Below are 26,230 nucleotides of genomic sequence, written 5' to 3'. Positions count from 1 at the left end.
GCAACACCCTTGCGGGGCCCTGCCTTCCCAGTGTGCCCGCGGGGGACCGGGGTCACACATGGGAGACAGTGTGCCGTGCACCAAGGGTGCCACGTCAACGATCACAATCGTGCAACCGACCGGTCACCAGGGCGTGTTGTACGTCTGGTGATCAAACCGACACGGTTGGTTGACGGAATCGTTCAGTCCAGGTAGTCGCGCAGCACCTGGGACCGGGACGGGTGCCGGAGCTTCGACATCGTCTTGGACTCGATCTGCCGGATGCGCTCCCGGGTCACCCCGTACACCTGGCCGATCTCGTCCAGCGTCCGGGGCTGACCGTCGGTCAGGCCGAAGCGCAGCCGCACCACACCCGCCTCACGCTCGGAGAGCGTCTGCAGGACCTGCTGGAGCTGGTCCTGCAACAGCGAGAACGACACCGCGTCGACGGCGACCACGGCCTCCGAGTCCTCGATGAAGTCACCGAGCTGGCTGTCCCCCTCGTCACCGATCGTCTGGTCCAGGGAGATGGGCTCCCGAGCGTACTGCTGGATCTCCAGCACCTTCTCGGGTGTGATGTCCATCTCCTTGGCCAGCTCCTCCGGGGTGGGCTCGCGGCCCAGGTCCTGGAGCAGCTCGCGCTGTATGCGGCCGAGCTTGTTGATCACCTCGACCATGTGCACCGGGATGCGGATGGTTCGGGCCTGGTCGGCCATGGCGCGGGTGATGGCCTGGCGGATCCACCAGGTGGCGTAGGTGGAGAACTTGTAGCCCTTGGTGTAGTCGAACTTCTCGACGGCGCGGATCAGGCCGAGGTTGCCCTCCTGGATGAGGTCGAGGAAGGCCATGCCCCGCCCGGTGTACCGCTTGGCGAGGGAGACCACCAGCCGCAGGTTCGCCTCCAGCAGGTGGTTCTTGGCCCGCTCGCCGTCCCGCGAGATCCAGCCCAGGTCGCGCTGCATCTCGCGGGTGAGCTTCTCCTCGCCCTCCTCGGCGGCGCGCAGCCGCTCTGCGGCGTAGAGCCCCGCCTCGATCCGCTTGGCGAGTTCCACCTCCTGCTCGGCGTTGAGCAGCGGGACCTTGCCGATCTGCTTGAGGTATGCCCGGACCGAGTCGGCGGAGGCGGTGAGTTCGGCGTCCCGTCGGGCCTGCTTGAGGGCCTCGGACTCCTCGTCGTCCCACTCGAAGTCGTTGTCGCTGGCGGAGCTGGCCGCGTCGGCCTCGGCGGCCTGGGCCAGCTCGACCGGCTCCTCGACCACCACGTCCTCGATCTCGGCGGCGAGTTCCTCGGGATCGATGTCGCCCTCGGGCCCCTCGCCACCCTTGGCCTTGCCGGCGGCCTTGGCCGGGGCTCCGGGGGCGGCCGTCGCCTTGGTGGCCCGGGTCGCCTTGGTGGCCTTGGCCGGTGCCGCCTTGGCGGCCCCCTCGGCGGTCGCGCCGGCCGCCTTCCGGGGCGCCGCCTTGCGCGGGGCCGGGCTCGCCTCCTCGGCGGCGGGAGCCTGCTTCGGCGCCGGGGCGGCCGTCTTCTTGGTGGTCTTGGCGGTGGTGGCCCGGGACGCCGGTGTGGCCGACCGGGCGGCGGCGACCCGGCGGCGGGTGCTCGCCGAACCGTCGACCACCACGGTCACGCCCGCGTCGGAGAGCGCGCGCAGGATCTTCTTGGCCTGGGCCGGAGTCACCTCAGCGGACTCGACGGTGCGCGCGAGCTGGGCCGACGTCAACTGGCCGCCGGCGCTCTGCGCGTGGGCGATCAGCGTGTCGGTGAGCGAGCGTACGTCGGCGCCGGTGTGGCGGGGTTCTGTCACGAATGACCTTCCGGAGGCGATGAGCGAGCACGGCCGGGTTCGTCCGGCGCAGCATGGGGCACCGCGTCGGGCGATGTGGTTGAGGGACCCCCGTGTCCCGGGCCGGCCGGTCGTCTGGCGGTCCGTGGCGCGTGGGCAGGGGTGAATTGTAACGCCGTCTGCGGCGATCATCCTGCGCCGCACGGCGTACCGGCGGCCGGGGGCCGCGAAATTGGCGAACTTGTGGACTTTGTATGGATGATACTCGCGGGCGACACCGGGACGCCCCGGGACGTGCGGAAGGGGACACCATGGGCTCGGCGACGCCGGAGGAACTGATCGAGGTCGCCCTCGGGGTCGTCCGGGCCGCGGCCGCGACGGCCCACCGGATGTGGGGTGAGGGCGTCGCGGCGGTCGCGACCAAGAGCACCGCCACCGACGTGGTGACCGCCGCCGACCGGGCGGTGGAGGAGCAGGTCACGGCGGAACTGCGCCGGCTGCGCCCCGGGGACGTGGTGCTGGGTGAGGAGTACGGCCAGGGCCGGTCCGCCGAGGCCGGCGGCGTCCGGTGGATCGTCGACCCGATCGACGGGACGGTCAACTACCTCTACGGCCTGCCGTACCACGCGGTGTCGCTGGCGGCCGAGGTCGACGGCCGGGTGGTCGCCGGTGTGGTCCGCAACATCGCCACCGGCGACGAGTGGACCGCCACCCTCGGCGGTGGCGCGTACCGGGCCGGGCGACGGCTGTGCGGTTCCACCGGGACCGATCTCGGCCAGGCGCTGGTCGCCACCGGCTTCGGCTACGACCAGGCCCGACGGGCGCACCAGGCGCGGGTGGTCGCCGGACTCATCCCGCACGTGCGGGACATCCGCCGGCTCGGGGCCGCCGCGCTCGACCTCTGTCTGGCCGCCGAGGGACGGGTGGACGCGTACTACGAGAAGGGGCTGGCCGCCTGGGACATGGCCGCCGGTGCTTTGGTGGCCGCCGAGGCGGGGCTGCGGGTCACCGGGCTGCGCGGGCGTGGCCCGGGCCCGGACATGGTGGTCGCGGCGCCGCCCGCGCTGTACGACGCGCTGCACGACCGTCTCGCCGACCTGGACGCCTCCGGCGGGCCGTGACATCCCGCCGCAGGCGTCCGCCGGTGGCGGCTACTTGTCGACCGGGGCCGGGCAGGTGTTCTCCGGGGCCTGCGGCGAGCCGAGGTCACCGAGGGACTGGTTGACCTCGGTGGTGGTGGCGAGCTGCTGGAACGACTCGCCGATCACCACGTCCACCACGTCGTCCTCGCGCTTGGCGTCGTACTCGTAGACGGCCTGGTTGAGGAAGTACGCGCGCAACAGGTGCGCCGAGCCGACGCCCTTCGGGCCGTACCGCAGCGCGGCCACCTCGTCGACGGAGCGCTTCTGCGGGTCGTTGCCGGCCTTCTTCACCTGGAACTTCCGGTTGCGGAAGTCGTCGGCCACGTTGATGGCCAGCCCCGCCTTGTCGGTGGCGTTGTAGACGTTGATCTTGACGTCCTTGGACTCGCGCAGTGTGACGTCGGCCAGCGGCCACCCCGCCGGGCAGCCCTTCGCGGCTCCGGCGTCGCCCTGGCTGTCCTTGACCAGCGCCACGACCGCGAACACCAGCGCGAAGACCGCCAGCAGACCGACGACAACGAGTGCTCGCACTCGCGCAAAGCTCATCTGGGCGCTCCCCCGGGAGAGGTGGACGAGGACGGCCCACGACGGGTTGGGGCGTACGGACGGGCCGTCGGGTACGCCGCTGAGGTTATCGGTTGTCCGGCGGACGCGTGGAAACAGCCGGACATGCCGGCGTGCCGACCGGCGAGCGGGTAGTACTACCCCTATCTTCGTGTCGCCTGAGTCACATTGGGAACAACTTTGGGGACGAGGGCGTACATCCATGCCACGAGGGCGGTATACATGCCTCGCCCAGAGGGGGGTAAGGTACCGCGCTCGCTGGGGGACGTTCCTCTGGCAAGCCCCGATCCGACCGACTGTCGGGTCGGGTGACCGACACTGTGGTGGCCGGCCAGCGGAACCGGAACAGCGTCGTCCGGCGTGACAACCGGGTAGCGACCATATCGAAATGGGAGAGTGAAACCGATGGCCACCGACTACGACGCCCCGCGTCGCGACGAGGTCGACCTCGGCGAGGACAGCCTGGAAGAGCTCAAGGCCCGGCGGGTCGACTCACAGTCGGGCGCCGTGGACGTCGACGAGGCCGAGGTGGCCGAGAGCTTCGAGCTGCCCGGTGCCGATCTGACTGACGAGGAACTGACAGTCAAGGTGCTACCGATGCAGCAGGACGAGTTCCGGTGTGCCCGCTGCTTCCTGGTGCACCATCGCAGCCAGCTGGCCACCGAGCGGAACGGAGAACTGATCTGTCGCGAGTGCGTGTGATCGTGTCCCGCGACGCCTCCGTCGGAGCCGTCGCGGGACACGATCGTCGTGCGCCGTCGTGTGGGAGCTGATTCACTCGGGTAACCGGTGGGTGGGTGTCCCGAGAACGGCGGACGACGCGGGAGGGTGGCGGTATGAGCGGACGCGGGACGGATCCGGGCCCGACCCCGGAGCCGGCGACCACGGCGGGGTCGGGCCCGTCGCCCGACGGCCCAGCGGGGGGCCTGTCGGCCGGCGAGGAACTGGGCGCGACCGTTGCCGCGCTGACCGCCGACGACCTGTCGACGGGGCGACGTCGACAGCTGCTGACCCGACTGGTCGGCCAGGCCCGCACCCGGGGCCTGGCCGACCTGTTCAAGCCGCGGGCCGCGTTGCGCTGGATCGCCGACACGGTCGGCGATGTCGCGCCGTACGTGCCCGTACGGGACCTGGCCACGCTGCGCAGCCACCACGGTGGACTCGACGGCGAGGCGCTCGCCGAACGCCTGGTCCGGAATGCCTCGCGAGCGACGGCCGGGGTGGGGGCGGCCGGCGGCGGCGTCGCCGCCGTGGAGTGGGCGGTCGCCCCGACCCTGCTCTCCGCGCCGGTGCTGCTGGCCGCGGAGACGGTCGCCGTGGTGGCGATCGAGCTGAAACTGATCGGCGAGCTGCACGAGGTCTACGGCGCCCAGTTGCCCACCGGCGGCACCCAGCGCGCGGTCGCGCTGGTGCAGAGCTGGGCCACCCAGCGGGGGGTCAATCCGATGGCACCGGGCGTCGGGGTGGCGGCGGTGCTCGGCACGGCCGCCCGGAAGGAACTGCGGGACAGTCTGCTCAAGCGCTTCGGCCGTAACCTGACCACACTCGGCCCGTTCCTCACCGGCGCGGCGGTGGCCAGCTACCTCAACCGGCGTGCCACCCGCTCGGTGGGCGACCAGCTCCGCGCCGACCTGCGCCGGCAGCGCAGCACCCTACCCGGCCCGCCACCGGTCGCGCCCTGAACCGGTCCTCAGCCGCCGGCCGGGTCGGCCTCGGCCGGAACGGTCTCCCGCCGGTCGGTGGCGGCGTCGCGGGCGGCCAGCAGCGCCGCCGCGAGCCGGACCGGGTGCCGGGTGCTGACCACCCAGAACGGGGTCGGGTCGGCCGGGTCGTCGAGCAGCACCTGCACCGCCCCGCCGATCCACGGTCGCTGCACCACGAAGGCGAGCGGATCGGCGCCGACGCCGAGCACCTCACGCCGCCCGTCGGCGTCCAGCGGCACCACGTCGGCCACGAAGTGCACCGGCAGCCGGGCGTCGTCCACCCGCAACTCGCCGTCGCCGACCGCGACGCGGATCCGCCCCAGCCACCACAGCCCGGCGGCGGTGGCGGGCAGGAGCACCGCGAACGGCAGCCAGGCGCGCAGGCCGGACGCGCCCATCCAGATCTCGGCGGCGAGCAGTACCGCGACCGCGAGGCCGCCCAGCCAGAGCCACCACGGCAGGGTGAGCCGCTCGATGTGCTCGCCGGGGGGGCTGGGTGGGGAGGAAGGCGACAGGCTCACAGTCCGAGGGTACGGCGCGGCGCGGGCGTCGGAACCGGCAGGATGGCAGGGGCAGGCGGAGCGAACCGGAGGAAGAGGCGAGACGTGAACGACCCCGTACCCGTACCCGTACCCGTGCGGCAGCTCGACCCGCGGCTGCCGCTGCCGGCGTACGCCCATCCCGGCGACGCCGGAGCCGACCTGGTGGCCGCCGTCGACGTCGACCTGGCGCCGGGCGAGCGGGCACTGGTGCCCACCGGCGTCGCCCTGGCGCTGCCCGACGGGTACGTCGGCCTGGTGCACCCGCGCTCCGGACTCGCCGCCCGGCTCGGCGTGACGGTGCTCAACGCTCCCGGTACGGTCGACGCCGGCTACCGGGGTGAGATCATGGTCAACCTGATCAACCACGATCAGGTGAGCCCGGCGAGGATCTCCCGTGGCGATCGGATCGCGCAGCTCGTTGTGCAGCGGGTGGAGCGGGCCGATTTCCACCCGGTGACCGAGCTGCCCGACTCCCGCCGTGGGGTCGGTGGACACGGTTCGACCGGCGGGCACGCCGGCCTCGTCCCGCCACCGGCCGACGGCGAGGCGGGCGGGCGACCAGACGGAAGAGGTGGCACGGTGAGTGCGAACAGCGGAGGGCGGACGCAGTGATCTTCTCCCGAAAGCGGGCCGGTTCCGGGCGGCACGCCCGCGACGAACAGGCCGCCGAGCGCCGGGTCGGGCAGGACACCGACGAGACCGCGGGCACGCCGGCCCGCGGCCCGTACGACATCTCCGAGGCGCCCGACGACGTCCAGCGCCTCGACCTGGGCAGCCTGCACATCCCGGCGGTGCCCGGGGTGGAGGTGCGGGTGCAGGCCGACCCGCAGGGCGTGGTCCAGCAGGTCGTCCTGGTGCACGGGGAGAACGCGTTGCAGCTCGGCGTCTTCGCCGCCCCGCGTAGCGACGGTATCTGGGACGAGGTGCGCGAGGAGATCCGGCAGTCGTTGTTCAACGACGGGGCCGCCGCCCAGGAGCTGTCGGGGGAGTACGGCACCGAGCTGCGGGCCCGCCTGCGTACCCCGGAGGGCATCACCGACCTTCGGTTCATCGGGGTGGACGGCCCGCGCTGGATGGTCCGTGGCGTCTACCAGGGCCTCGCCGCGGTCGATCCGGCGGCTGCCGGCCCGCTCGCCGAGTGCCTCGACGGGCTGGTGGTCGACCGTGGTCAGGAGGCGAAGCCGGTGCGCGAGCCGCTGCCGCTGCGGCTGCCCCGGGAGGTCGCCGACCAGCACCAGGCGCAGGCGGAGGCGCAGGGCGCGGGCACCACGCCCGACGCCTCCGGTGCGGCCTGAGCCGGTGGCACCGACCGGCGGCACCGGGAAGCCCGACCGTCGGCGTACGCTGACGGGGACGGGTCCCGGTGCCGGGCCCGGCCCGGTACCGGTCCGCCGGTCGGCGTGAAGAGGGTGACACGGAGGTCATGGTGACCGACGAAGGGCGGGTGTCGCTGCGTCGCCTGCTGCGCCGGCTCACCGCCGACGAGGCCGAGATCGAGGCGCAGGAGCTGCGCCGGGAGAGCGCCCAGTGCGGCGGGACTCCCGCGCGGCAGTGCCGGCGCGGGCAGGTCGTCTCGGTGTCCGGGCGACTGCGTACCGTGGTGTACACGCCCCGGACGAACCTGCCGACGTTGGAGGCCGACCTCTACGACGGCAGCGACGTGGTGACCCTGGTGTGGCTCGGCCGCCGGCACATCGCCGGCATCGAGCCGGGTCGACACCTCACGGTGCGGGGGCGGGTGGCCGTGCGGGATGATCGCAAGGTCATCTACAACCCGTACTACGAACTCGAGTCGCCACGGTGACGGGCCTGCGAGCGGAGGACGTACCGATGACCACTGGGCAGCACCCGGCCGCCCCGCCCCGAGACGACTCACCCGACGAGGAGCGCCTGCCCACCCTCGCCGAACAGATGGCCGACCAGCTCGGCGGCTGGCGCGGGCTGGTCGAGTCCAGCGTGCCGGTGGTCGTCTTCGTGGTGGCCAACATCATCACCGACCTGCGGCCGGCGATCGTCGCGTCGGTCGGGGTGGCGCTGGTGATCGCCGTGCTCCGGCTGATCCAGCGCCGGCCGGTCCGGCACGCGGTCAACGGCCTCTTCGGCGTCGCCGTCGGCGCGGCGATCGCCTGGCGCACCGGGGACGAGAAGACCTTCTACCTGCCCGGCATCCTCTACGGCATCGCGTACGGGCTGGTGCTGCTCGGCTCGGCCGCGATCCGGCAACCGCTGGTCGGTTGGATCTGGTCGGTACTGGCTGCCGGCGGGCGCTCCGAGTGGCGGCAGGATCCCCGGCTGGTGCGCACCTTCACCTGGCTGACCGCGCTCTGGGGCGTGGTCTGGCTGGCCAAGGTGGGTGTGCAGGCCGCCTTCTACCTCGCCGACATGGACACCGCGCTGGGCATCGCCCGGCTGGCGCTCGGCTATCCGCCGTACGCGCTGCTGCTGCTGATCACCGTCTGGGTGGTCCGCCGGGTGACCCGGCAGCCGGCCGCCCCCGCCGCCTGAGCCGCCGGGAACCCGCGACCGGCACGGTCGTCCGGGACCCGTCACCGTCGGCACTGTCGTCCGGCGGCACCGGTCCGTCCGGCGGCGCGGGTCAGCGGTCGCCGTTGCGGGTGCGTTCGACGCTGTCCGGGCCGAGGACCACCGCGCGGACCGCGTCCTCGACCTCGGCGGTGCAGACGAAGACCAGCTCGTCGCCGGCCTCGATCGGGTCGTCGGGGCTGGGCACCAGCACCCGCCGGCCACGCACGACGGCCACCAGCGCGCTGTCCCGGGGCAACGGCACGTCCCGCAGCGGCTGCCCGACGTAGGGGGCGGCCGGGGGCAGGGTGATCTCGACCAGGTTCGCCTCGCCCTGCCGGAAGGTCATCAGCCGGACCAGGTCGCCGACGGTGACCGCCTCCTCGACCAGGGCGGCCATCACCCGCGGCTTGCTCACCGCGACGTCGACCCCCCACTGCTCGGTGAAGAGCCACTCGTTCTCCGCACGGTTGACCCGGGCGACCACCCGGGGCACCGCGAACTCGGTCTTGGCCAGCAGGGAGACCACCAGGTTGACCTTGTCGTCGCCGGTCGCCGCGACCACCACGTCGCAGTCGGCGATCGCGGCCTCCTCGAGGCTGGTCAGCTCGCACGCGTCCGCCAGCACCCAGTCGGCGCCCGGCACCCGGTCCGGGCGGAGCATCCGGGGCTGACGCTCGATGAGCATCACCTGGTGGCCGTTGTCGATGAGCTCCTGGGCGATCGAGCGACCCACGTTGCCCGCCCCGGCGATGGCGATGCGCATGCTCAGTGCCCTCCTTCCGGCGGGGCCACGGCCACCGCCGTGACCGACGCCGCGATGTCGTCGGTGACCAGCATGAAGAGCTGGTCACCCTCCTGCACCACCGTGGAGGCGGTGGGCAGGGTGCCGATGCCGAAGCGGGTCAGGTACGCCGTGCGCGCGCCGGTCGTCTCCTCCAGCACCCGCAGCGGCCGGCCGATCCAGTCCTTGTGGGTCGGCACCTCGATGATCGACACGGTGCTGGTCGGGTCGCGGAAGATCTCCACGTTCCCCTCGGGAATCAGATGCCGCAGCATCCGGTCCGCGGTCCACCGGACGGTGGCGACGGTGGGGATGCCGAGCCGCTCGTAGACCTGTGCCCGGCGCTGGTCGTAGATCCGGGCGGCCACCCGGGCCACACCGAACGTCTCCCGGGCCAGCCGAGCGGAGATGATGTTCGAGTTGTCGCCGCTGGAGACCGCGGCGAAGGCGTCCGCCCGCTCGATGCCGGCCTGCCGCAGCACGTCGCCGTCGAACCCGGCACCGGTCACGGTGATCCCGGCGAAGTCGGGGCTGAGCCGCCGGAACGCGTCGGCGTCCTGGTCGATGACCGCCACCGAGTGCCCCCGTGCGTCCAGGTTCTGGGCGAGGGTGGAGCCGACCCGGCCGCACCCCATGATCACGACATGCACGGCGTCCCTCCCGAAGGTGCGCACCCGCCCGTCGAGGGCATCGTCGTCTGTGAGCCTGCCATGTTCCCGGCCCCGACGCGGAGGAGACGGTACCCGGCCGTGTTTCCGGTGACGACCGGCCACCCCCGGGCCGTCGGCCTGTGCTGGTCGTACGCTTACCGGTTGTGGCCAGTCCCACCTCGCTGTTGAAGCGACTCCTCGTCGGTCGTCCGTTCCGGTCCGACCGGCTCCAGCACACCCTGTTGCCCAAGCGCATCGCCCTGCCGGTCTTCGCCTCGGACGCGCTCTCCAGCGTCGCCTACGCCCCCGACGAGATCCTGCTGACCCTCTCCATCGCTGGCGCGTCGGCGTACCTGTTCTCCCCGTGGATCGCGCTCACGGTGGTCGTGGTGATGCTCACCGTGGTGGCCAGCTACCGGCAGAACGTGCACGCCTACCCCTCCGGCGGCGGCGACTACGAGGTGGCCACGGTCAACCTCGGCCCCCGGTTCGGCATCGGGGTGGCCAGCGCGTTGCTGGTCGACTACGTGCTGACCGTCGCGGTGTCGGTCTCCTCCGGGGTGGCCAACCTGGGCTCGGTCATCCCGTTCGTCGCCACCCACAAGGTGCTGGTCGCGGTGACCGCGGTGGTGCTGCTCACCGCGATCAACCTGCGTGGCCTGCGCGAGTCGGGCACCGCGTTCGCCATTCCCACCTACGGCTTCATCATCGTCGTGGTCGGCATGATCCTCACCGGCCTGGTCCGGGTCTTCGTGCTCGGGCACGACCTGCGCGCACCCAGCGCCGACCTGGAGATCGTCGCCGAGTGGAGCGACATGACCGGGTGGGCCATGGCGTTCCTGCTGCTGCGCAGCTTCTCCTCCGGCTGCGCGGCGCTGACCGGCGTGGAGGCGATCTCCAACGGTGTGCCGGCGTTCAAGCAGCCGAAGAGCCGCAACGCGGCCACCACCCTGCTGCTGCTCGGCACGGTCGCGGTCACCATGCTGGTCGGCATCGTCTGGCTGGCCCGGCTGACCGGCCTCCAGTTCGTCGAGGACCCGAACCACCAGATCGTCTCCGGCCCCGAGGGGTACGTCCAGAAGACCGTCACCGCCCAGCTCGGCGAGACCATCTTCGGCTCCGGTTCGGTGCTGCTCTTCGTGGTGGTCGGCGCGACCGCGCTGATCCTCTTCCTGGCCGCGAACACCGCCTTCAACGGCTTCCCGGTGCTCGGCTCGATCCTGGCCCAGGACCGCTTCCTGCCCCGGCAGCTGCACACCCGGGGCGACCGGCTGGCCTTTTCCAACGGCATCCTCTTCCTGGCCGCCTTCGCGATCGTGCTGATCGCCGGGTTCCAGGCCGAGGTGACGAAGCTCATCCAGCTCTACATCGTCGGGGTGTTCGTCTCCTTCACCCTCTCCCAGGCGGGCATGATCCGGCACTGGAACCGCCTGCTGCGCACCGAGCGGGATCCGCAGGCCCGCCGCCGGATGCTCCGCTCCCGGGCGATCAACAGCTTCGGCATGGCGCTGACCGGCATCGTGCTGGTCATCGTGCTGATCACCAAGTTCCTGCTCGGCGCCTGGATCGCCATCGCCGCGATGGCGGTGATCTACGGGCTGATGGTCGCCATCCGGCGGCACTACGACCGGGTCGCCGTCGAGCTGACCCCGGACGACGGCCGGCCCGTGCTGCCGGCCCGCAACCACGCGATCGTGCTGGTCAGCAAACTGCACCAGCCGACCCTGCGCGCGGTCGCGTACGCGCGGGCCACCCGGCCGGACTCGCTGACCGCGGTGACGGTGAACGTGGACGACAAGGACACCCGCGCCCTCCAAACCGAGTGGGAACGGCGGGCGGTGCCGGTGCCGCTCACCGTGATCGACTCGCCGTACCGGGAGATCACCCGGCCGATCCTCAACTTCGTCGCCTCCACCCGCCGGGAGTCGCCCCGGGACGTCGTCACCGTGTTCATCCCCGAGTACGTGGTCGGGCGCTGGTGGGAGAACCTGCTGCACAACCAGAGCGCGCTCCGGCTCAAGACCCGGCTGCTCTTCGAGCCCGGGGTGATGGTGACCAGCGTGCCCTGGCAGCTCGCCTCGTCCCGGGGCAAGGACCTGACCCGGTTCGACGAGACGCTCAGCCGGGGCCCGGCCCGGGGGCCCCGGGTGGCCCCGCGCAGCACGCTGCCGCCGGCCCTCCCGCCGGTGCCCGTGGCGGCTCCCGGCGAGGGCGGCTCCGCCAGGGACCGGGAGGCCGGCGATGAGTGACGTCGACGTCGAGATGGAGGGGGCACGGATGGGACCGGAGGAGGCCGAGCGGATCGAGGTGACGGTCGGGGCGGTCGCCCCGGGCGGGCACTGCGTGGCGAGGCTCGACGGCCAGGTGGTCTTCGTCCGGCACGCGCTCCCCGGGGAGCGGGTCGTCGCCGAGGTCACCGAGGTGCACCGGGGCTTCCTCCGGGCCGACGCGGTGACCGTCCTGGCGGCCGCGCCGCAGCGGGTCGAACCGCCCTGCCCGTACGCCGGGCCGGGGCGCTGCGGGGGCTGCGACCTCCAGCACGTCGCGCCGGAGGCGCAGCGCGACTGGAAAACGTCGGTGGTGCGCGAGCAGCTCACCCGGCTCGGTGGTCTGACCGACGCGGAGGTGGACGCGCTCGACCCCCGGGTCGCGGCGTTGCCCGGCGGACCGCTGGGCTGGCGCTCCCGGGTCCGGTACGCGGTCGACGCGGCCGGCCGGGCGGGGCTGCTCAAGCACCGCTCGCACGAGGTCGTCCCGATCGACCGTTGCCTGATCGCCCACCCGGCCGTCCAGGAGACGGGGGTGCTGGCGGCCGACGGCACCCGCTGGCCGGAGGCCGAGGCGGTGGAGGTGGTCGCCTCCACCGGCGGGGACGTGACCGTCACCGCGGTGACCGAGGGGGTCGGCACGCCGGTGCGCGGGCCGGCGACGGTTCGCGAGGTGGCCGCCGGCCGGGACTGGGCACTGCCGGCAGGCAGCTTCTGGCAGGTCCACCCGGCCGCGGCGGACACCCTGGTCGCGGCGGTGCTGGAGTTGCTCGAACCGCGGGCCGGGGAATCCGCCTGGGACCTCTACGGCGGGGCTGGCCTCTTCGCCGCCGCGCTCGCCGACCGCGTCGGCCCGACCGGCCGGGTGACCCTGGTCGAGGCGGCGGCCGACGGCGTCCGGGCCGCCCGGGAGAACCTGGCCGACACCGGGCGGGTGGAGGTGGTGGCGGCCCGGGTCGAGACGGCCCTGGCCCGCCGGCGGATCACCGGCCCGGTCGACGTGGTGGTGCTCGACCCGCCCCGGGCCGGCGCGGGGGCCCAGGTGGTCCGTGGCCTGGTCGCCGCCGCGCCGCGTGCGGTGGCGTACGTGGCCTGCGACCCGGCCGCCTTCGCCCGGGACGTACGCACCTTCACCGCCGCCGGATGGCGGCTGGCCGCCCTGCGCGGGTTCGACCTGTTCCCGATGACCCAGCACGTCGAGCTGGTCGGGCTGCTGCTGCCCCCGGCCCGGGAAGGCTGAGCCGTGCTACGGGTCGTGGGCCTGATGTCCGGCACCTCCTACGACGGGGTGGACGTGGCCGCCGCCGGGTTCGCGGTCGAGGGGGAGACGCTGCTGCTGCGCCCGCTCGGCCACCGGGGGATCGACTACGACGACGACCTGCGCGCCGCGATCGGGCGGCGCTGCCACCGAACCCGACCACCGTCGAGGCGGTCTGCCGGCTGGACAACCGCCTCGGTGAGGTGTTCGCCGAGGCGGCGGCGGTCGGGGTGGCGCTGGCCGGCGGCGACGTCGACTTGGTCGTCTCACCCGGGCAGACGGTCTTCCACTGGGTGGAGGCGGGGCGGGCCCGGGGCACCCTGCAACTCGGCAGTGCGGCCCGGGTGGCCGCCCGGGTGGGCGTACCGGTGCTCAGTGACCTACGCAGCGCGGACGTCGTCGCCGGTGGGCAGGGCGCGCCCCTGGTGCCGGCCTTCGACGCGCTGCTGCTCGCCGACCCGGACGCCACCGCGCCCCGCGCGGCGCTGAACCTCGGCGGCATCGCCAACCTCACCGTGGTCGCGCCCGGCGTGCCCCCGGTCGGGTACGACATCGGGCCGGCGAATGCGCTGCTCGACGCGGCGGCCCACCGGTTCCTCGACGCGCCCTGCGACGCAGGTGGCGCACGTGCCGCCGCCGGCCGGGTGCACCCGGCCCTGCTGGCGTCGCTGCTCGCCGAGCCCTACTACGCCGCGCCGCCGCCCAAGTCGACCGGGAAGGAGCTGTTCCACGCCGGCTACCTGGCCGACCGGCTCGCCGCGCTGGACGGGCCGGTGGCCGTCGACGACGTGTTCGCCACGCTGACCGAGCTGACCGCCCGGACGGTGGCCGCCGCGTGCGACCGGCACCGGGTGGTCGAGGTGGTGGCGGCCGGCGGCGGGGTGCGCAACCCCACCCTGCTGCACCGGCTGGCCGCTCTCGGGGACGGGCGCTGGCGGCTGCGTACCACCGACGAGCTGGGGGTGCCCGCGCAGGCCAGAGAGGCGTACGCGTTCGCCCTGCTGGGCTGGCTCTCCTGGCACGGCCTGCCGGGGGCGGTGCCCTCGGTCACCGGGGCGCGGCGGGCCGCGGTGCTCGGTGCGTGGACCCCCGCCGGGCCGCCCAGTGCCGGCGTCGCCACCGGTGCCCCGCGACGGCTGCGGGTGGTCGACGGGCGGTCCGGGGCGAGTTCCGGCCCGGACTGCGGGTTGCGCGACGGCCGATAGACTCATCGCCTATGAGTGTTGAAGAGGACACGGCCAACCACGGCCGGCTACTGGCCACGGTGCGCGGTCCGCAGGACGTCAAGCGGATGTCCGCCGAGGAACTGGACATCCTCGCCGCCGAGATCCGGGACTTCCTGATCGCCAAGGTGTCCCGCACCGGTGGGCACATCGGCCCCAACCTCGGCGTGGTGGAGCTGACCGTCGCCATGCACCGGGTCTTCGACTCCCCTCGCGACCGGCTCCTGTTCGACACCGGCCACCAGGCGTACGTACACAAGATCCTCACCGGCCGGCAGGCCGGCTTCGACCGGCTGCGGCAGCGCGGCGGCCTCTCCGGCTACCCCAGCCAGGCCGAGAGCGAGCACGACCTGATCGAGAACTCGCACGCCTCCACCGCGCTCTCCTACGCGGACGGCCTCGCCAAGGCGTACAAGCTCCGGGGTGAGCAGCGCAGCGTGGTCGCCGTGGTCGGTGACGGCGCGCTGACCGGCGGCATGTGCTGGGAGGCGCTGAACAACATCGCCACCGCCGGCAACCCGCTGGTCATCGTGGTCAACGACAACGGCCGCTCGTACGCGCCGACCATCGGCGGGCTCGCCGACCACCTCTCGTCGCTGCGGCTCAACCCCGGCTACGAGAAGATCCTGGACACCGTCAAGGACGCCCTCGGCTCGACCCCCCTGGTCGGACGGCCGATGTACGAGGTGCTGCACGCGGTCAAGAAGGGCATCAAGGACGCGGTCGCCCCGCAGGCGATGTTCGAGGACCTCGGCATCAAGTACGTCGGCCCGGTGGACGGGCACGACGTCGGCGCGGTCGAGTCGGCGCTGCGGGCGGCGAAGAACTTCGGTGGTCCGGTGATCGTGCACGCGGTGACCCGCAAGGGCTACGGCTACCGCCCCGCCGAGGAGGACGAGGCGGACTGCTTCCACGGTCCCGGCGCCTTCGACGTCGAGACCGGCAAGCTGGTCGCCGCGCCGGCGGTGAAGTGGACGAACGTCTTCGCCGACGAACTGGTCGCGATCGCCGACGGGCGGCCCGACGTGGTGGGCATCACCGCCGCGATGGCCGAGCCGACCGGCATCGCCAAGCTGGCCCGCAAGTACCCCGACCGGGTCTACGACGTCGGCATCGCCGAGCAGCACGCGGCCACCTCGGCGGCCGGGCTGGCGCTCGGCGGGCTGCACCCGGTGGTGGCGGTCTACGCGACCTTCCTCAACCGGGCCTTCGACCAGGTCCTGCTGGACGTGGCGATGCACCGGCTGCCGGTGACCTTCGTGCTGGACCGGGCCGGCGTCACCGGCCCCGACGGGCCGAGCCACTACGGACTGTGGGACATGTCGGTCTTCGGGGTGGTACCGGGCCTGCGGATCGCCGCACCCCGGGACGCCGCCACGCTGCGCGAGGAGTTGCGCGAGGCGGTCGCCGTCGACGACGGCCCGACCATCGTCCGCTTCCCGACCGGTACGGTCGCCGCCGACCTGCCCGCCGTGCGCCGGGTCGGCCCGGTGGACGTGCTGGCCGAGGCGGAGCGCAAGGACGTGCTGCTGGTCGCGGTCGGCTCCTTCGGCCAGCTCGGCATGGAGGTCGCCACCCGGCTGGCCGAGCAGGGCTACGGGGTCACCGTGGTCGACCCGCGCTGGGTGCGGCCGGTCCCGGCGGAACTGGTCGAGCTGGCCGCAGCACACCGGCTCGTGGTCACCGTCGAGGACGGCGTCCGCACCGGTGGCGTCGGCAACGCGCTGGCCCAGGCGATGCGCGACGCCGACGTCCGGGTCCCGCTGCGCGACCTCGGCGTACCGGCCGACTGGCACCCGCACGGCACCCGGGCGCAGATCCTCGCCGACCTGGGCCTGACCGCGCAGGACGTGGCCCGCGACGTCACCGGTTGGATCTCCGGCATCGACTCCGAGCCGGTCGAGCCGGTCCGACTCGCCGCCGGCAAACCCGCGGCACAGAACTGACCCACCCCTGGCGGACGGCCGGCACCCCACGCGGGTCGCCGGCCGTTTGGCTACCTCGCCGACGGCCGGGGCCGGACGGGTGGGCCCGGGGCCGGCGGGGACGCGGGCACCCGCTGGTGCCCGCAGCGGGTCAGCGCCCGCTGACCGAGCGGTAGTAGGTGCGTTCGGCGTTGGCCAGGCTGAAGGTCTGGTTGGACTCCGGTTGCGGCACGACCACCAGACCGGGGCGGTCCACCAGTCGTCGGGTGCCCGGCGGGGTGGACAGGGAGGTCGTCTGGCTGGCCCGCCAGCTCAGGACCACCAGCGGCTGTCCCGGCACCGGCAGCACGTACGTCTGGAGGGTGCTGGTCCGGTCGGCGGAGGAGATCACGGTCGGTCCCCCGGCGGGGGAGCGGTGCACCAGGGCCGTCATCGGTCCCGCCTCGCTCTCCCATCTGAGCTGCTTCAACTCGGCCGACGCGCCACCGTCGAGGGTGATCTCGCCCAGCACCCGGGTGGTGATCTGCTCCATCGGCCAGGAGCGCGGGACCGACTCGGGGGTCTCCCGGTCGCGCACCCGACGGGGGACGCTGACGAACGGGCCGTCCTCCCCGGCGAGCTGGCAGGTGTCCAACCCGTGCAGGGCCCGCTGGCCGGCGCCGGAATCGTCGCGCACCAGCGGGTAGCGGGGCGGTTCGGTGGCCGTACCCAGGTCGATCAGGCGGTCCGCGGCCCGGCCGCGCGGCAGCGACGCGGTGGCCCGCAGGGTGGCGGTCAGTGGCACGGCCGCGCAGGCCGGGACGGCGACCGGCCCGGTCAGGCCGTCGGTGACGGCCAGTGGCCGCCCGTCCGGCCCGAGCAGGCGCTCCACGCGGGCGGAGGTGAGATAGCGGCGTTCGGCACCGAGCTGCACCGGCAGCACGTCGGCGTAGACCAGGTAGCCCCGGTCGGTGTAGTCGACGGCCCGGGTGACCGTGTACCGCGACCCGTCGCCGGTGAGCTGGAGCAGCCAGGAGGCACTCTCCCCGGGCACGTCGGCGGCGACCAGTGCCAGCCGCGTCCCGCCGACCTCGCCGGACCAGAGGATGCCCGAGGTGGGCAGGTGGACCCGGTCGTCGACCGGTGAGCGCCAGTCGCGGACCGCCTCGGTCAGTGCGGCCGTCGCGTCGGCGTCCGCGGCCAGACCGCCCCGCGCCGGCCACACCGCCAGGGCACCGTCGAGGGAGTCGTAGCCGACCGGAAGCCGGGCCTGCTGCCGCTGGGCGACCGGCCCGCAGCCGGCCGCCGTCAGGGCCAGGGCCAGCAGCGCCGTGGCCGTCCTGCCGCGCCAGCGGACTGAAGCCACGTGTACGCCCCCGATCGTTCTGCCCGGTCCGGAAGCCACATGCTACGAGATGTCCGGAGGTCCCCGGCCGGCGCCTCGGGCCGCGGGACGCGGGCACTGTGGCGTCCGTCCCGGGCGTCGCCGGCGTTTTCGTGGCTTTTCTCTGCTCCGGTAGACTCCGCCGACTGTGACGCCTGCCGTGCCCCGTGGGGTATCCACGCTGGAATCCGCCACCACCGGCCCGGGAAGCGACCCGACAGTGGCGACCGGGCGGGTCGCCGCCCGCTCCGTCGACGCGCGGACGCTCGACGCGCGGACGCCCGACGGGGGACCGGTGGACGGGACCACGGCCGACGGGGAGCCCACGGTCGTCCGGGCGGAGGCCGGCGGCACGGACACCCCCGGTGCCCTGGCGGGGGCCACCGCCGACCGGCGTCGACGGTGGCCCACCTGGCGGCGGGACCTCGGCGTCTTCGGCTTCTTCCTGCTCGCCGCGATCTGGGTGACCAGCCAGATCTGGGTCGACCCGGCCGGCCGGGTGGCCTCGCTCTACAGCAGCGACCCGGCCCAGGTGCAGTTCTTCCTCGCCCACTCGGTCCGGGTGGTGCTGCACGGCGAGTTCCCGTTCTACACCGAACAGTTCAACTACCCCGACGGGGTCAACCTGATGGCCAACACGGCCATCCTGGCGCTCGGCATTCCGATGGTGCCGATCACGCTGCTCTTCGGCCCGGCGGTGACCTTCGTGGTGCTGGTCACCCTCGCCCTGGCCGGCACCGCCTCGACCTGGTACTTCGTGCTCTCCCGGCACGTCCTACGGACCCCGCTGGCGGCCCTGGTCGGCGGCTGGTTCTGCGGGTTCTCCCCGGCCATGCTCTCGCACGCCAACTGGCACCCCAACATCATCTCGCAGTGGCTGCTGCCGTTCATCGTCTGGCGGGTGCTGGTCGTCACCCGTTCCCGCCGGCCGGTGCGGGACGGGGTGATCCTGGCGCTGCTGGTCACCTGGCAGGCCTTCATCAACGAGGAGATCCTGCTCTTCACCGCGATGGCCTGCGGCATCTTCCTGCTCGCCGTGCTGGCCCAGCGGCGGGAACTCTGGTCGTCCGCCTGGCGTCCGACGGCGGTCGCGCTCGGGGTCTGCACCGTGGTGGCCGGGGCGCTGCTGGCGTACCCGCTCTACATCCAGTTCGGTGGCCCGATGGCGTACCACGGGCTCAGCGACGCGGTCCGCGACTACGGCAACGACATCGCGGCGTTCGTCACACCGGGCTCGCCGACCCTCGGCGGTAACGAGCGGGCCAACGCCAACCTGGCCCCCAACTACTCGGAGGAGAACGCCTTCTTCGGGTGGAGCCTGGTGCTGATCACCATCGGCATCGTGCTGTGGCTGCGTCGGGAGGTCGTCGTGCGGGCGCTCGCGGTCACCGGCGCCTTCTACGCCGTGCTCTCGCTGGGGGAGCGAATCTCCTGGTGGGACCGGGACCTGTTCACCGGCCCGTGGGAGTGGCTGGTCCACCTGCCGCTGCTGGACGCGGTGGTGCCCACCCGGTTCGGGATGATCACGACGGTGGTCATCGGCGTGCTGCTGGCCGTTGCCGTCGAGCGGGCCTGGACGACGCGTCCGTTGGCCCAGCACACCCGCACCCTGGTCGGCGCCGGCCTGGTCATGGCGCTGCTGCCGATCGCCCCGATGCCACTGAAGGTGACCGACCGCCCGCCGGTGCCGGACTTTATCACCTCCGACCGGTGGCGACGGTACGTCGCGGCGGAGCAGACCCTGGTGCCGGTGCCGATTCCGAGCATGGGCAACACCCACGGCATGCGCTGGGCCGCCTCGACCAACCTGGACTTCAAGATTCCCGGTGGGTACTTCCTCGCGCCGCGCAACGGCAACACCGGTGACCCGGGTCGGTTCGGCGGCCGGCCCAGCGGGGTGGGCGAGATTCTCCAGCAGGTGGCGACCACCGGGCGTACCGCGAAGCTGACCGACCGGGAACGTCGCCGTTCCCTGGACGAGCTGCGCTACTGGCGGGCGGCGATCGTGGTGTTGCCAGTCGACCAGAAGAACGTCGAGCCGCTGCGGCAGACGGTCGAGCAACTCGTCGGCCCGGCGCGGCGGGAACAGGACGTGTGGCTCTGGGACGTGCGCCCGATCACCACCCGCACCGACTGACCGGAGGTCGCTCAGACCAGGGGACGGACGTCCCAGAGCCACACGTCGTCCACCCGGCGGGGCTCGCCGAGCAGGCCGGTCATCAGCTCGCGCAGCACCGCCTCCCGGGGATGAGCGCCGAGCACCACCACCGAGGCCCGCCAGAAGCGCAGGTCCTCGACGGCCCGGCGGCGGTCCTCGTCGGTCAGCGCCGGCACCGCACCCTTGTCCATCGTGGAGTAGATCAGGGTGCTGGTCGGGCGGTTCGGGGCGCCGAAGATGCCCTCGTCGTTCGGGCCCGGGCCGATGAAGTAGCCGCCGGGAACCGGGAACTCGTGCCGGGTCAGCGCGCTCCAGCGCAGCGTGGACAGGCCGTGCACGTTGCTCGGGACGGGCACCGGCACCAGGGTCCGGCCGTCCGGCACGTAGGGCCGCCAGGCGCCGGAGGTGATGAAGGCCGGCGGCGGGTCGATCTGCTGGGCCGGCAGCGGCCGGGGGACCAGCGGCAGCACCGCCAGCGCGATCGCGGCGTACCCGACCGGCCGGACCCAGCGGCGGCGGGGCCCGGCGGCGACCTCGGTGGCGGCCGACTGGAGGTCGGCGTCGGACGCGGGGGCCGGTCGTCCGCTCCTGGCGGCGGCGTCCCAGGCCAGCGCGAGCAGGACGCCGACCGCGCCGGTCACCACCAGGGTCATCCGGGTGGGCATCATCATCTCGACCAGCGGCAGGTCGTCCGGGACGTAGTGCCAGGGGCCGTAGGTCCCGGTCTCCACGCCGTTCAGGCGGATCCGGGGGCCGAGAGAGACCACCGTGAAGACCGCCACCAGCACCGCCGCGATCCGGGCGGCCAGCGAACGCCGCCAGAGCAGCACGATCGCCGCCAGTGTGACGAGCACCACCGGCCAGCCGAACCAGGTGTTCTGCTCGGTCAACCCGATGGTCTTCTCCACCGCCGGGTCCCCGGCCAGGGTGTCCCGGGCGAAGGTGACGAAGGCGGCCAGGTCCTCGCCCCAGCTGTGGAAGACGCCACCCTGGAGGCCCCGGTAGGACTGCGGGCCGTTGAACTGGAACCAGATCGGGTACGCGGTCAGCAACAGCGCCAGTCCGCCGCCCACGCCGAGGGCGGCGAGGAAGGTGCCGGCCTGGGCCCGCGCCACCCGCCAGCGCGCCACCGCGTACGCGACCACGACCACCAGGCAGGCCAGCGCCGTCAGCAGCAGCATCTCCTCGTTGATGAAGATCTGGTACGCGACCAGCAGGCCCAGCGCCAGCCCGTTGCGCCGCCACCGTCCCGGCTCGCCGAGCCGGAGCACCCGGGCCACGATCAACGGCAGCAGGAAGTTCGACACGAAGTTCGGCTGCCCGTTGGCGTGGTGCACGATGCCGGGCGCGAACCCGAGGAACGCGCCGCCGACGAACGCCGCCGCCCGGGAGCGGACCAGCCGGCGCGAGAGCACCCAGTACGACGTGGCGGCGGTGGCCGCCAGCGCGCCGCCCAGGTAGAGGGCGTACACCACCTGCGGACCGAGCAGGAGGGTCAGCGGGGCCAGCGGCAGGGTCACCCCGAGCAGCGAGGTGTTCGCCATCATGTTCACCCCGTCCGGGGCGTTCTGACGGTCGGAGAAGAGCGGGTTCTCCAGGTGGCGTACGGAGTACGCGCCGTGCGAGAAGAGCCACTCGAACCAGCTGTGGTCGGTGGGCAGGTGCGAGGAGACCCGGTTCCCGACGTCCCCCCAGTAGTTCAGGCACACGAGAACGCCGAGGAGCACATAGGCTCCGATGGCCAGGACGTCGGCGCGGACGAACCGGCCGGTCGCCGGCCGGGTGTCCGTCGGCGGGTCGGCCGTAGCGGACACGGACGCGGACTTCAACGAGGGGTCTACCACCGGCACAGCCACGACGCGCCATCGTACGCGAGGGGCATGTTGCTTTTGCCGGGCCGGTGCCGGTCGCGGGCGCCGGCCCGGCGCGCGACGGTCCCGGTGCTGGCGGGAGGGCACGGGGAGGACGCGGATGGCGCTGATCGATCTGGGTGAGGTGCGCGACGACCCGGAACCGGCGGTGCGGCGGGGCCCCGGGGTGTCACGGCGCTGGCGGTTCGCGCTGGTGCTCGGCCTCGTCCTGGTCACCCTGGCCGGAGCGGCACCGGTGCCCCGGCGGATCTCGGTGACGGTGCCCGGCCGCGCCGGATCCGAGGCGTTCCTCGTCGGCGACCAGCTCGTGGTGGTCGTCCCGCCCGTCGGTGGCGCGTGGAGCGACCGGGAGCTGGTCGCCTACGACCTGCCCGACGGCGGTCCGTCCGCGTCGTCGACACTGCGGGCCCGCGTGACCGCGTACGGGCTCGACCGGCTGGACCGGCGCTGGACCGCCGAGCTGCCGTCGGTGGGGTACGTCAGCACCTGCGGCGCGATGCTCTGCGTCTGGCAGCAGCCCGGCGGGGTGCGACTGCTGGACCGGGCGACCGGCCGGACGGTCTGGCGCGACCCCCGGTGGATGGCGGCCGTCCCGGTCGGGGACCGGCTGGTGGCGACCACGTCGGTCAGTTCGGTCCGGGAGGAGGTCTTCGTGCTGGACGCCGCGACCGGCCGGGAACTGGCCGACCTGGGCACCTGGAACGGGTTGCGGACCCCGGTCGACGGCCGGCCGCCGATCGCCTCCCGGCAGATCCGGGACCGGGGACTGTTGGTGGCCGAGTTCGACGTCGTACGCGCCCCGTCCCCGGATCCTGGACGTGCTGCCCGGCACCTACGGCGAGTGTCGTTTCCATCCTGAGGTGCTGCTGTGCCAGCAGGCGGACGGCTCGTTCCGCCTCTGGTGGCCGCGCGGGACACCCAGCGGCCCACGTCGTACCGGGTGCGGACGCCGGTGTGCGGATCGGTGTACTCCAGCCGGGACGGGGGTCCGCCCAGGACGAGCCCGCCGTCGTCGGGGCGTACGCCGAGAACCGTGCCGTCGTCGAGGTCCGCCGGGAACCGGAAGACCCGGTAGACGACGTCCCGGTGCTGCGTCGCTGCGGTCATCACGGTCCGATCCGTAGACGAGTTTCGTGCAGCATCGCGTACCCGAAGATTGTTTGCAATGTCCGGGTGGCCGCGACCACCTCGCGTTTGGCGGCCGACACTAGGTTGTGGTGGGCAGCAGCGAGGAGGCCGGGGATGCGGGTACTGGTGGTCGAGGACGAGCGCAACCTCGCCGACGCGATCGCGCGGGGGCTGCGTCGCAAGGGCATGGCGGTCGACGTCGCGTACGACGGGGACGCCGGGCACGAGATGGCCTTCGTCACCCGGTACGACGTGGTGATCCTCGACCGTGACCTGCCCGGCGTGCACGGCGACCAGATCTGCGCCGAGCTGGCCGCCTCCGGCACCCTCACCCGGGTGCTGATGCTCACCGCCAGCGGCACCGTCTCCGACCGGGTGGAGGGGCTCCAGCTCGGGGCCGACGACTACCTGCCCAAGCCGTTCGCCTTCGACGAGCTGGTCGCCCGGGTCCAGGCGCTCGGTCGGCGGGCCACCCCGCCCGCGCCGCCGGTGCTGGAGCTGGCCGACCTGGTGCTCGACCCGGCCCGGCGGGTGGTCACCCGCGGCGGGGCGCCGGTCGACCTGACCAACAAGGAGTTCGGCGTCCTCTGCGAACTGCTCAAGGCCCGGGGCGCGGTGGTCTCCAGCGAGGAACTGCTGGAACGGGTCTGGGACGCCAACACCGACCCGTTCACCACCATCGTCCGGGTCACCGTGATGACCCTGCGCAAGAAGCTCGGCGACCCGCCACTGATCGAGACGGTGGTGGGCGCCGGCTACCGGACGGCCGGAGACCTGTCATGACCCTCTACCTCACCCGCCGCCCCCGGCTGCGCCCCACCCTGCGGCTGCGGTTGACCCTGCTCAACGGCATCCTGCTGATCGGTGCCGGGGCGATCCTCGTCCTGCTGGCCTGGCTGCTGGTGCGCGACGCGCTCCGCCCCACCGACGAGCTGCTCCCCGGCACGACCGTGGTGCTCGCCGACGGCCGGACCCTGGACGCCGGGCAGTGGCAGCGGCAGCTGGTCGACACCGCGTCCCGGGAACTGCTCGCCAAGGGGCTGGTCGCGCTGCTGGCGATCAGCGCCGTCGCGGTGGCCGGTGCCTACGCGGTCGCCGGCCGGGCGCTGCGCCCGCTGTACCAGGTCACCTCCACCGCTCGCCGGCTCGGCGAGGCCACCCTCGACCAGCGGATCGGCTACTCCGGGGCGGACGACGAGGTGGCCGAGCTGGCCAAGACCTTCGACGCGATGCTGGACCGGATCGCCGGGGCGTTCGAGGCGCAGAAGCGGTTCGTCGCCAACGCCTCGCACGAGCTGCGGACGCCGCTGGCGGTGATGCGTACCGAGATCGACGTGACGCTCTCCGACGACGAGGCCGACGTCGCCGAGTTCCGCCGGATGGCCACCGTGGTGCGGGACGCCTCGGAACGCGCCAACGGCCTGGTCGACGCGCTGCTGGTGCTGGCCCGCAGCGAGGCGCAGGCGGGGCGGCGGCTCGGCCGCAAGAGCGAGTGCGACCTCGCCGACGGCACCGCCAACGCCCTCTCGGCGGTCCGCCGCGAGGTGGAGCGGATCAAGTTGCGGGTGGAGACCGCGCTGGAGCCGGCCCCGGTGGTCGGCGATCCCGGCCTGCTCGACCGGCTCGCCGGCAACCTGATCGAGAACGCGGTGCGCTACAACCACCTGCACGGCCGGCTCTGGGTGCGGACCGGCTCCGACGGGCACGAGTCCTGGCTGGTGGTCGGTAACACCGGCTTCGAGGTGGACCAGGCGGACGTACCGGGGTTGTTCGAGCCGTTCCGGCGCGGTGGGCGGGAGCGGACCGGGGCACGCGGCTCCGGGCTGGGACTCTCGATCGTCCGGGCGGTCTGCGACGCGCACGGCGGCAGCGTCCGGGTCATCGCCCAGCCGGGCGGGGGCCTGGAGGTGACCGTGACCCTGCCCGCGGCGGCCGTCACCCCGGTGGTCAGCGCCTCGGCAGCGGTGACCACCGACGTGCTGCCCCGCATCGCGGCCGACGTGAAGGCCGACTGACCGGCTGCGCTAATGCGTTTGCGTCGACCGGATCCGGCCTGGCACGATCGTCCGGTCAGCCGGAGGCGGAAGGAGGTGCGGTCGATGTCCAGCATGATCATTCCCGCGCCTCGCCGCCGGCACCGCTGACAAGTCGACTCACGCGGGGCGCGTCCCATCCTCGTACGGAGGAAGACCGTGAGTTCAGGAATTCACAGCGTCACCGTCGACTGCCACGACACCTACGTCCTCGCCGGGTTCTGGGCCGAGGTCTACGGCTGCTCTCGCCGGCCCGAAGACCTCCCCGGGGACCCGGAGGCGACGCTGCTGCCGCCGGGCGGCCCGATGATGCTCTTCGTGCAGGTGCCAGAGGGCAAGAGTGTCAAGAACCGGATGCACGTCTGCCTGCAGCCGGTCGACCGGGACCGGGACGCCGAGGTGGAGCGCCTGCTCGCCCTCGGCGCCACCCAGGTCTCCGACCGGCGTCGGCCGGACGGCACCGGCTGGGTCGTCCTCGCTGACCCGGAGGGCAACGAGTTCTGCGTAGAGCGCAGCGCCGCCGAGCGGGCCGCGACGGCCTGACCCGGAACGCGACGGGGCCCCTCCCACACGGGAGGGGCCCCTTGTCGAGGACTCAGTTGCGCTGCTCGATCGCGGCGCGGATGGTGCCGAACTCCGCCGCGGCCTCCTTGCCGGTCTTGAAGTAGATGACCACCATGCCGAGGCTGCCCCGGTCGGCCCAGACGCAGATGCCGAGCTTGACGCCCTCGGAGGTGCCGTCGCCGCACTTGGCCTCGCCGCCGAGCGGCCCCGGCTCCACGGCGGCCATGTTGGTGGCACCGAGCTCCCCGGAGATGGCGCTGATCGCGTCGTTCATCTCCTTCTGCGGGTCGGCCATCACGCCGGACACCCCGACGATCATGACCAGGTCGTTCTTGTTCACGTCGCCGTAGAAGCCGCCGACCTGGCTGGTCGCCTCCGGCACGTCCTTCTTGATCTCGGCGGCCATCTGCTCCGACGCGGCCACCAGCCCCGGCTCGGTGACCTTGGGCCGGCCGTTGAGCGTCTCCGGGGCGACCACCCGGGTCTTGGTGGCCTCCACCACCTCGTCGACATCGTCCTTCACGGTGGCCCAGATGGCGATCCCGCCGCCGACGCAGAGCACCAGCACCACGGCGAGGACGATCAGCAGGACCTTGCCGACGCCGGACTTCTTCTTCGGCGGCGGCGCGAACCCGCCCGCCATCGGGTCGGCCCCGTACGGCTGGCCGGTGCCGTAGCCGGGCGCGGCCGACGGCTGGGGGTGGGCAGAGCCGTACTCCGGCTGCGGGGGGTGGTGCGGCTGGGACATCGACGCTCCAGATCTGAGGAA

General features: G+C 73.2%; 24 protein-coding genes. 16 read left to right on the top strand and 8 right to left on the bottom strand.

The features are described from left to right. Window positions 1–182: 182 nt before the first annotated feature. A complete protein-coding gene (locus GA0074694_RS29455; RefSeq protein WP_091463142.1) occupies window positions 183–1,784 on the bottom strand; it encodes an RNA polymerase sigma factor in 1,602 nt (533 codons plus the stop codon). 290 nt (window positions 1,785–2,074) lie between these two features. On the opposite strand from GA0074694_RS29455, the gene GA0074694_RS29450 reads away from it, so the two are divergent. Then, complete coding sequence (locus GA0074694_RS29450) at window positions 2,075–2,884, top strand: inositol monophosphatase family protein (RefSeq protein ID WP_091463141.1); 810 nt, start codon at window positions 2,075–2,077, stop codon at window positions 2,882–2,884. 30 nt (window positions 2,885–2,914) lie between these two features. On the opposite strand, the gene GA0074694_RS29445 is transcribed toward GA0074694_RS29450, so the two are convergent. After that, window positions 2,915–3,436 carry a LytR C-terminal domain-containing protein gene (locus GA0074694_RS29445; RefSeq protein WP_176738157.1) on the bottom strand — a complete coding sequence of 174 codons (522 nt, stop codon included), beginning with the start codon at window positions 3,434–3,436 and terminating at the stop codon, window positions 2,915–2,917. Window positions 3,437–3,874: 438 nt separating this feature from the next. Between GA0074694_RS29445 and GA0074694_RS29440 the strand changes: the two genes are divergently transcribed. Together GA0074694_RS29440 and GA0074694_RS29435 are read left to right on the top strand one after the other, a co-directional pair. Beyond that, window positions 3,875–4,171 carry a DUF4193 domain-containing protein gene (locus GA0074694_RS29440; protein ID WP_091464320.1) on the top strand — a complete coding sequence of 99 codons (297 nt, stop codon included), beginning with the start codon at window positions 3,875–3,877 and terminating at the stop codon, window positions 4,169–4,171. Between the two features lie 134 nt (window positions 4,172–4,305). Further along, a complete protein-coding gene (locus tag GA0074694_RS29435) occupies window positions 4,306–5,151 on the top strand; it encodes a hypothetical protein (protein ID WP_245714973.1) in 846 nt (281 codons plus the stop codon). 8 nt (window positions 5,152–5,159) lie between these two features. On the opposite strand, the gene GA0074694_RS29430 is transcribed toward GA0074694_RS29435, so the two are convergent. Then, complete coding sequence (locus GA0074694_RS29430; RefSeq protein ID WP_425413650.1) at window positions 5,160–5,693, bottom strand: DUF3093 domain-containing protein; 534 nt, start codon at window positions 5,691–5,693, stop codon at window positions 5,160–5,162. Window positions 5,694–5,777: 84 nt separating this feature from the next. Between GA0074694_RS29430 and dut the strand changes: the two genes are divergently transcribed. From dut to GA0074694_RS29410, 4 genes are all read left to right on the top strand, one after another. Further along, on the top strand, window positions 5,778–6,326 hold the full coding sequence (gene dut / locus GA0074694_RS29425; RefSeq protein ID WP_245714972.1) for a dUTP diphosphatase: 549 nt from the start codon (window positions 5,778–5,780) through the stop codon (window positions 6,324–6,326). After that, window positions 6,323–7,009 (top strand): DUF3710 domain-containing protein, encoded by a 687-nt coding sequence (locus GA0074694_RS29420; RefSeq protein WP_091463138.1) that lies wholly within the window; start codon window positions 6,323–6,325, stop codon window positions 7,007–7,009. Before dut ends, GA0074694_RS29420 begins: the two co-directional genes overlap by 4 nt. Window positions 7,010–7,137: 128 nt before the next feature. Further along, the gene (locus GA0074694_RS29415) at window positions 7,138–7,518 is read left to right on the top strand and encodes an OB-fold nucleic acid binding domain-containing protein (protein ID WP_091464310.1); all 381 of its coding nucleotides are present in this window, start codon (window positions 7,138–7,140) and stop codon (window positions 7,516–7,518) included. Window positions 7,519–7,544: 26 nt separating this feature from the next. Continuing rightward, window positions 7,545–8,219 (top strand): DUF3159 domain-containing protein, encoded by a 675-nt coding sequence (locus tag GA0074694_RS29410; protein ID WP_091463137.1) that lies wholly within the window; start codon window positions 7,545–7,547, stop codon window positions 8,217–8,219. Window positions 8,220–8,310: 91 nt separating this feature from the next. On the opposite strand, the gene GA0074694_RS29405 is transcribed toward GA0074694_RS29410, so the two are convergent. Together GA0074694_RS29405 and GA0074694_RS29400 are read right to left on the bottom strand one after the other, a co-directional pair. Next, on the bottom strand, window positions 8,311–9,003 hold the full coding sequence (locus tag GA0074694_RS29405) for a potassium channel family protein (RefSeq protein ID WP_176738156.1): 693 nt from the start codon (window positions 9,001–9,003) through the stop codon (window positions 8,311–8,313). Window positions 9,004–9,005: 2 nt separating this feature from the next. Then, window positions 9,006–9,671 (bottom strand): potassium channel family protein, encoded by a 666-nt coding sequence (locus GA0074694_RS29400; protein ID WP_091464306.1) that lies wholly within the window; start codon window positions 9,669–9,671, stop codon window positions 9,006–9,008. Window positions 9,672–9,835: 164 nt separating this feature from the next. On the opposite strand from GA0074694_RS29400, the gene GA0074694_RS29395 reads away from it, so the two are divergent. Genes GA0074694_RS29395 through dxs form a run of 4 tightly spaced genes read left to right on the top strand, consistent with a single transcriptional unit; the run spans window position 9,836 to window position 16,365 of the window. Beyond that, window positions 9,836–11,920, top strand: a complete 2,085-nt coding sequence (locus tag GA0074694_RS29395) for an APC family permease (RefSeq protein WP_091464301.1) — start codon at window positions 9,836–9,838, stop codon at window positions 11,918–11,920. Next, window positions 11,913–13,178, top strand: a complete 1,266-nt coding sequence (locus GA0074694_RS29390; protein ID WP_425413649.1) for a class I SAM-dependent RNA methyltransferase — start codon at window positions 11,913–11,915, stop codon at window positions 13,176–13,178. The genes GA0074694_RS29395 and GA0074694_RS29390 overlap by 8 nt, the downstream gene beginning before the upstream one ends. After that, window positions 13,082–14,401, top strand: coding sequence for an anhydro-N-acetylmuramic acid kinase (locus GA0074694_RS29385; protein WP_245714971.1), 1,320 nt, complete (start codon window positions 13,082–13,084; stop codon window positions 14,399–14,401). Before GA0074694_RS29390 ends, GA0074694_RS29385 begins: the two co-directional genes overlap by 97 nt. 11 nt (window positions 14,402–14,412) lie before the next feature. After that, on the top strand, window positions 14,413–16,365 hold the full coding sequence (gene dxs / locus GA0074694_RS29380) for a 1-deoxy-D-xylulose-5-phosphate synthase (RefSeq protein WP_091463135.1): 1,953 nt from the start codon (window positions 14,413–14,415) through the stop codon (window positions 16,363–16,365). A 130-nt stretch (window positions 16,366–16,495) separates the two neighbouring features. On the opposite strand, the gene GA0074694_RS29375 is transcribed toward dxs, so the two are convergent. Next, window positions 16,496–17,689 carry a hypothetical protein gene (locus GA0074694_RS29375; protein WP_091463134.1) on the bottom strand — a complete coding sequence of 398 codons (1,194 nt, stop codon included), beginning with the start codon at window positions 17,687–17,689 and terminating at the stop codon, window positions 16,496–16,498. Between the two features lie 388 nt (window positions 17,690–18,077). On the opposite strand from GA0074694_RS29375, the gene GA0074694_RS29370 reads away from it, so the two are divergent. Continuing rightward, complete coding sequence (locus tag GA0074694_RS29370; RefSeq protein ID WP_245715059.1) at window positions 18,078–19,844, top strand: DUF6311 domain-containing protein; 1,767 nt, start codon at window positions 18,078–18,080, stop codon at window positions 19,842–19,844. A gap of 11 nt (window positions 19,845–19,855) precedes the next feature. Here the strand turns inward: GA0074694_RS29370 and GA0074694_RS29365 are convergent, their stop codons facing one another. Continuing rightward, on the bottom strand, window positions 19,856–21,679 hold the full coding sequence (locus GA0074694_RS29365) for a DUF6311 domain-containing protein (protein WP_245715058.1): 1,824 nt from the start codon (window positions 21,677–21,679) through the stop codon (window positions 19,856–19,858). Between the two features lie 157 nt (window positions 21,680–21,836). Between GA0074694_RS29365 and GA0074694_RS29360 the strand changes: the two genes are divergently transcribed. From GA0074694_RS29360 to GA0074694_RS29345, 4 genes are all read left to right on the top strand, one after another. Then, on the top strand, window positions 21,837–22,595 hold the full coding sequence (locus GA0074694_RS29360) for a PQQ-binding-like beta-propeller repeat protein (protein WP_091463132.1): 759 nt from the start codon (window positions 21,837–21,839) through the stop codon (window positions 22,593–22,595). Between the two features lie 383 nt (window positions 22,596–22,978). Next, entirely contained in the window at window positions 22,979–23,647 is a 669-nt protein-coding gene (locus tag GA0074694_RS29355) for a response regulator transcription factor (RefSeq protein WP_091463131.1), read from the top strand. Next, complete coding sequence (locus GA0074694_RS29350) at window positions 23,644–24,879, top strand: sensor histidine kinase (protein WP_245714970.1); 1,236 nt, start codon at window positions 23,644–23,646, stop codon at window positions 24,877–24,879. Before GA0074694_RS29355 ends, GA0074694_RS29350 begins: the two co-directional genes overlap by 4 nt. A gap of 177 nt (window positions 24,880–25,056) precedes the next feature. After that, entirely contained in the window at window positions 25,057–25,440 is a 384-nt protein-coding gene (locus GA0074694_RS29345) for a VOC family protein (RefSeq protein WP_091463130.1), read from the top strand. A gap of 52 nt (window positions 25,441–25,492) precedes the next feature. Here GA0074694_RS29345 and GA0074694_RS29340 read toward each other — a convergent pair whose 3' ends face one another. Then, window positions 25,493–26,209, bottom strand: a complete 717-nt coding sequence (locus GA0074694_RS29340; protein WP_091463129.1) for a hypothetical protein — start codon at window positions 26,207–26,209, stop codon at window positions 25,493–25,495. Window positions 26,210–26,230 lie beyond the last annotated feature (21 nt).

Source organism: Micromonospora inyonensis, assembly GCF_900091415.1.
Lineage (GTDB): Bacteria > Actinomycetota > Actinomycetes > Mycobacteriales > Micromonosporaceae > Micromonospora > Micromonospora inyonensis.
This window is presented reverse-complemented; position numbering and strand designations above follow the sequence as displayed.

What these genes read in the sequence shown, in the direction of transcription:
- GA0074694_RS29385 (WP_245714971.1), top strand. Translation starts at nt 13,082, where the DNA reads ATGGCGGCTGGCCGCCCTGCGCGGGTTCGACCTGTTCCCGATGACCCA.
- GA0074694_RS29450 (WP_091463141.1), top strand. Translation starts at nt 2,075, where the DNA reads ATGGGCTCGGCGACGCCGGAGGAACTGATCGAGGTCGCCCTCGGGGTC.
- GA0074694_RS29440 (WP_091464320.1), top strand. Translation starts at nt 3,875, where the DNA reads ATGGCCACCGACTACGACGCCCCGCGTCGCGACGAGGTCGACCTCGGC.
- GA0074694_RS29340 (WP_091463129.1), bottom strand. Translation starts at nt 26,209, where the DNA reads ATGTCCCAGCCGCACCACCCCCCGCAGCCGGAGTACGGCTCTGCCCAC.
- dxs (WP_091463135.1), top strand. Translation starts at nt 14,413, where the DNA reads ATGAGTGTTGAAGAGGACACGGCCAACCACGGCCGGCTACTGGCCACG.
- GA0074694_RS29435 (WP_245714973.1), top strand. Translation starts at nt 4,306, where the DNA reads ATGAGCGGACGCGGGACGGATCCGGGCCCGACCCCGGAGCCGGCGACC.
- GA0074694_RS29405 (WP_176738156.1), bottom strand. Translation starts at nt 9,003, where the DNA reads ATGCGCATCGCCATCGCCGGGGCGGGCAACGTGGGTCGCTCGATCGCC.
- GA0074694_RS29350 (WP_245714970.1), top strand. Translation starts at nt 23,644, where the DNA reads ATGACCCTCTACCTCACCCGCCGCCCCCGGCTGCGCCCCACCCTGCGG.
- GA0074694_RS29410 (WP_091463137.1), top strand. Translation starts at nt 7,545, where the DNA reads ATGACCACTGGGCAGCACCCGGCCGCCCCGCCCCGAGACGACTCACCC.
- GA0074694_RS29360 (WP_091463132.1), top strand. Translation starts at nt 21,837, where the DNA reads ATGGCGCTGATCGATCTGGGTGAGGTGCGCGACGACCCGGAACCGGCG.
- GA0074694_RS29390 (WP_425413649.1), top strand. Translation starts at nt 11,913, where the DNA reads ATGAGTGACGTCGACGTCGAGATGGAGGGGGCACGGATGGGACCGGAG.
- GA0074694_RS29355 (WP_091463131.1), top strand. Translation starts at nt 22,979, where the DNA reads ATGCGGGTACTGGTGGTCGAGGACGAGCGCAACCTCGCCGACGCGATC.
- GA0074694_RS29415 (WP_091464310.1), top strand. Translation starts at nt 7,138, where the DNA reads ATGGTGACCGACGAAGGGCGGGTGTCGCTGCGTCGCCTGCTGCGCCGG.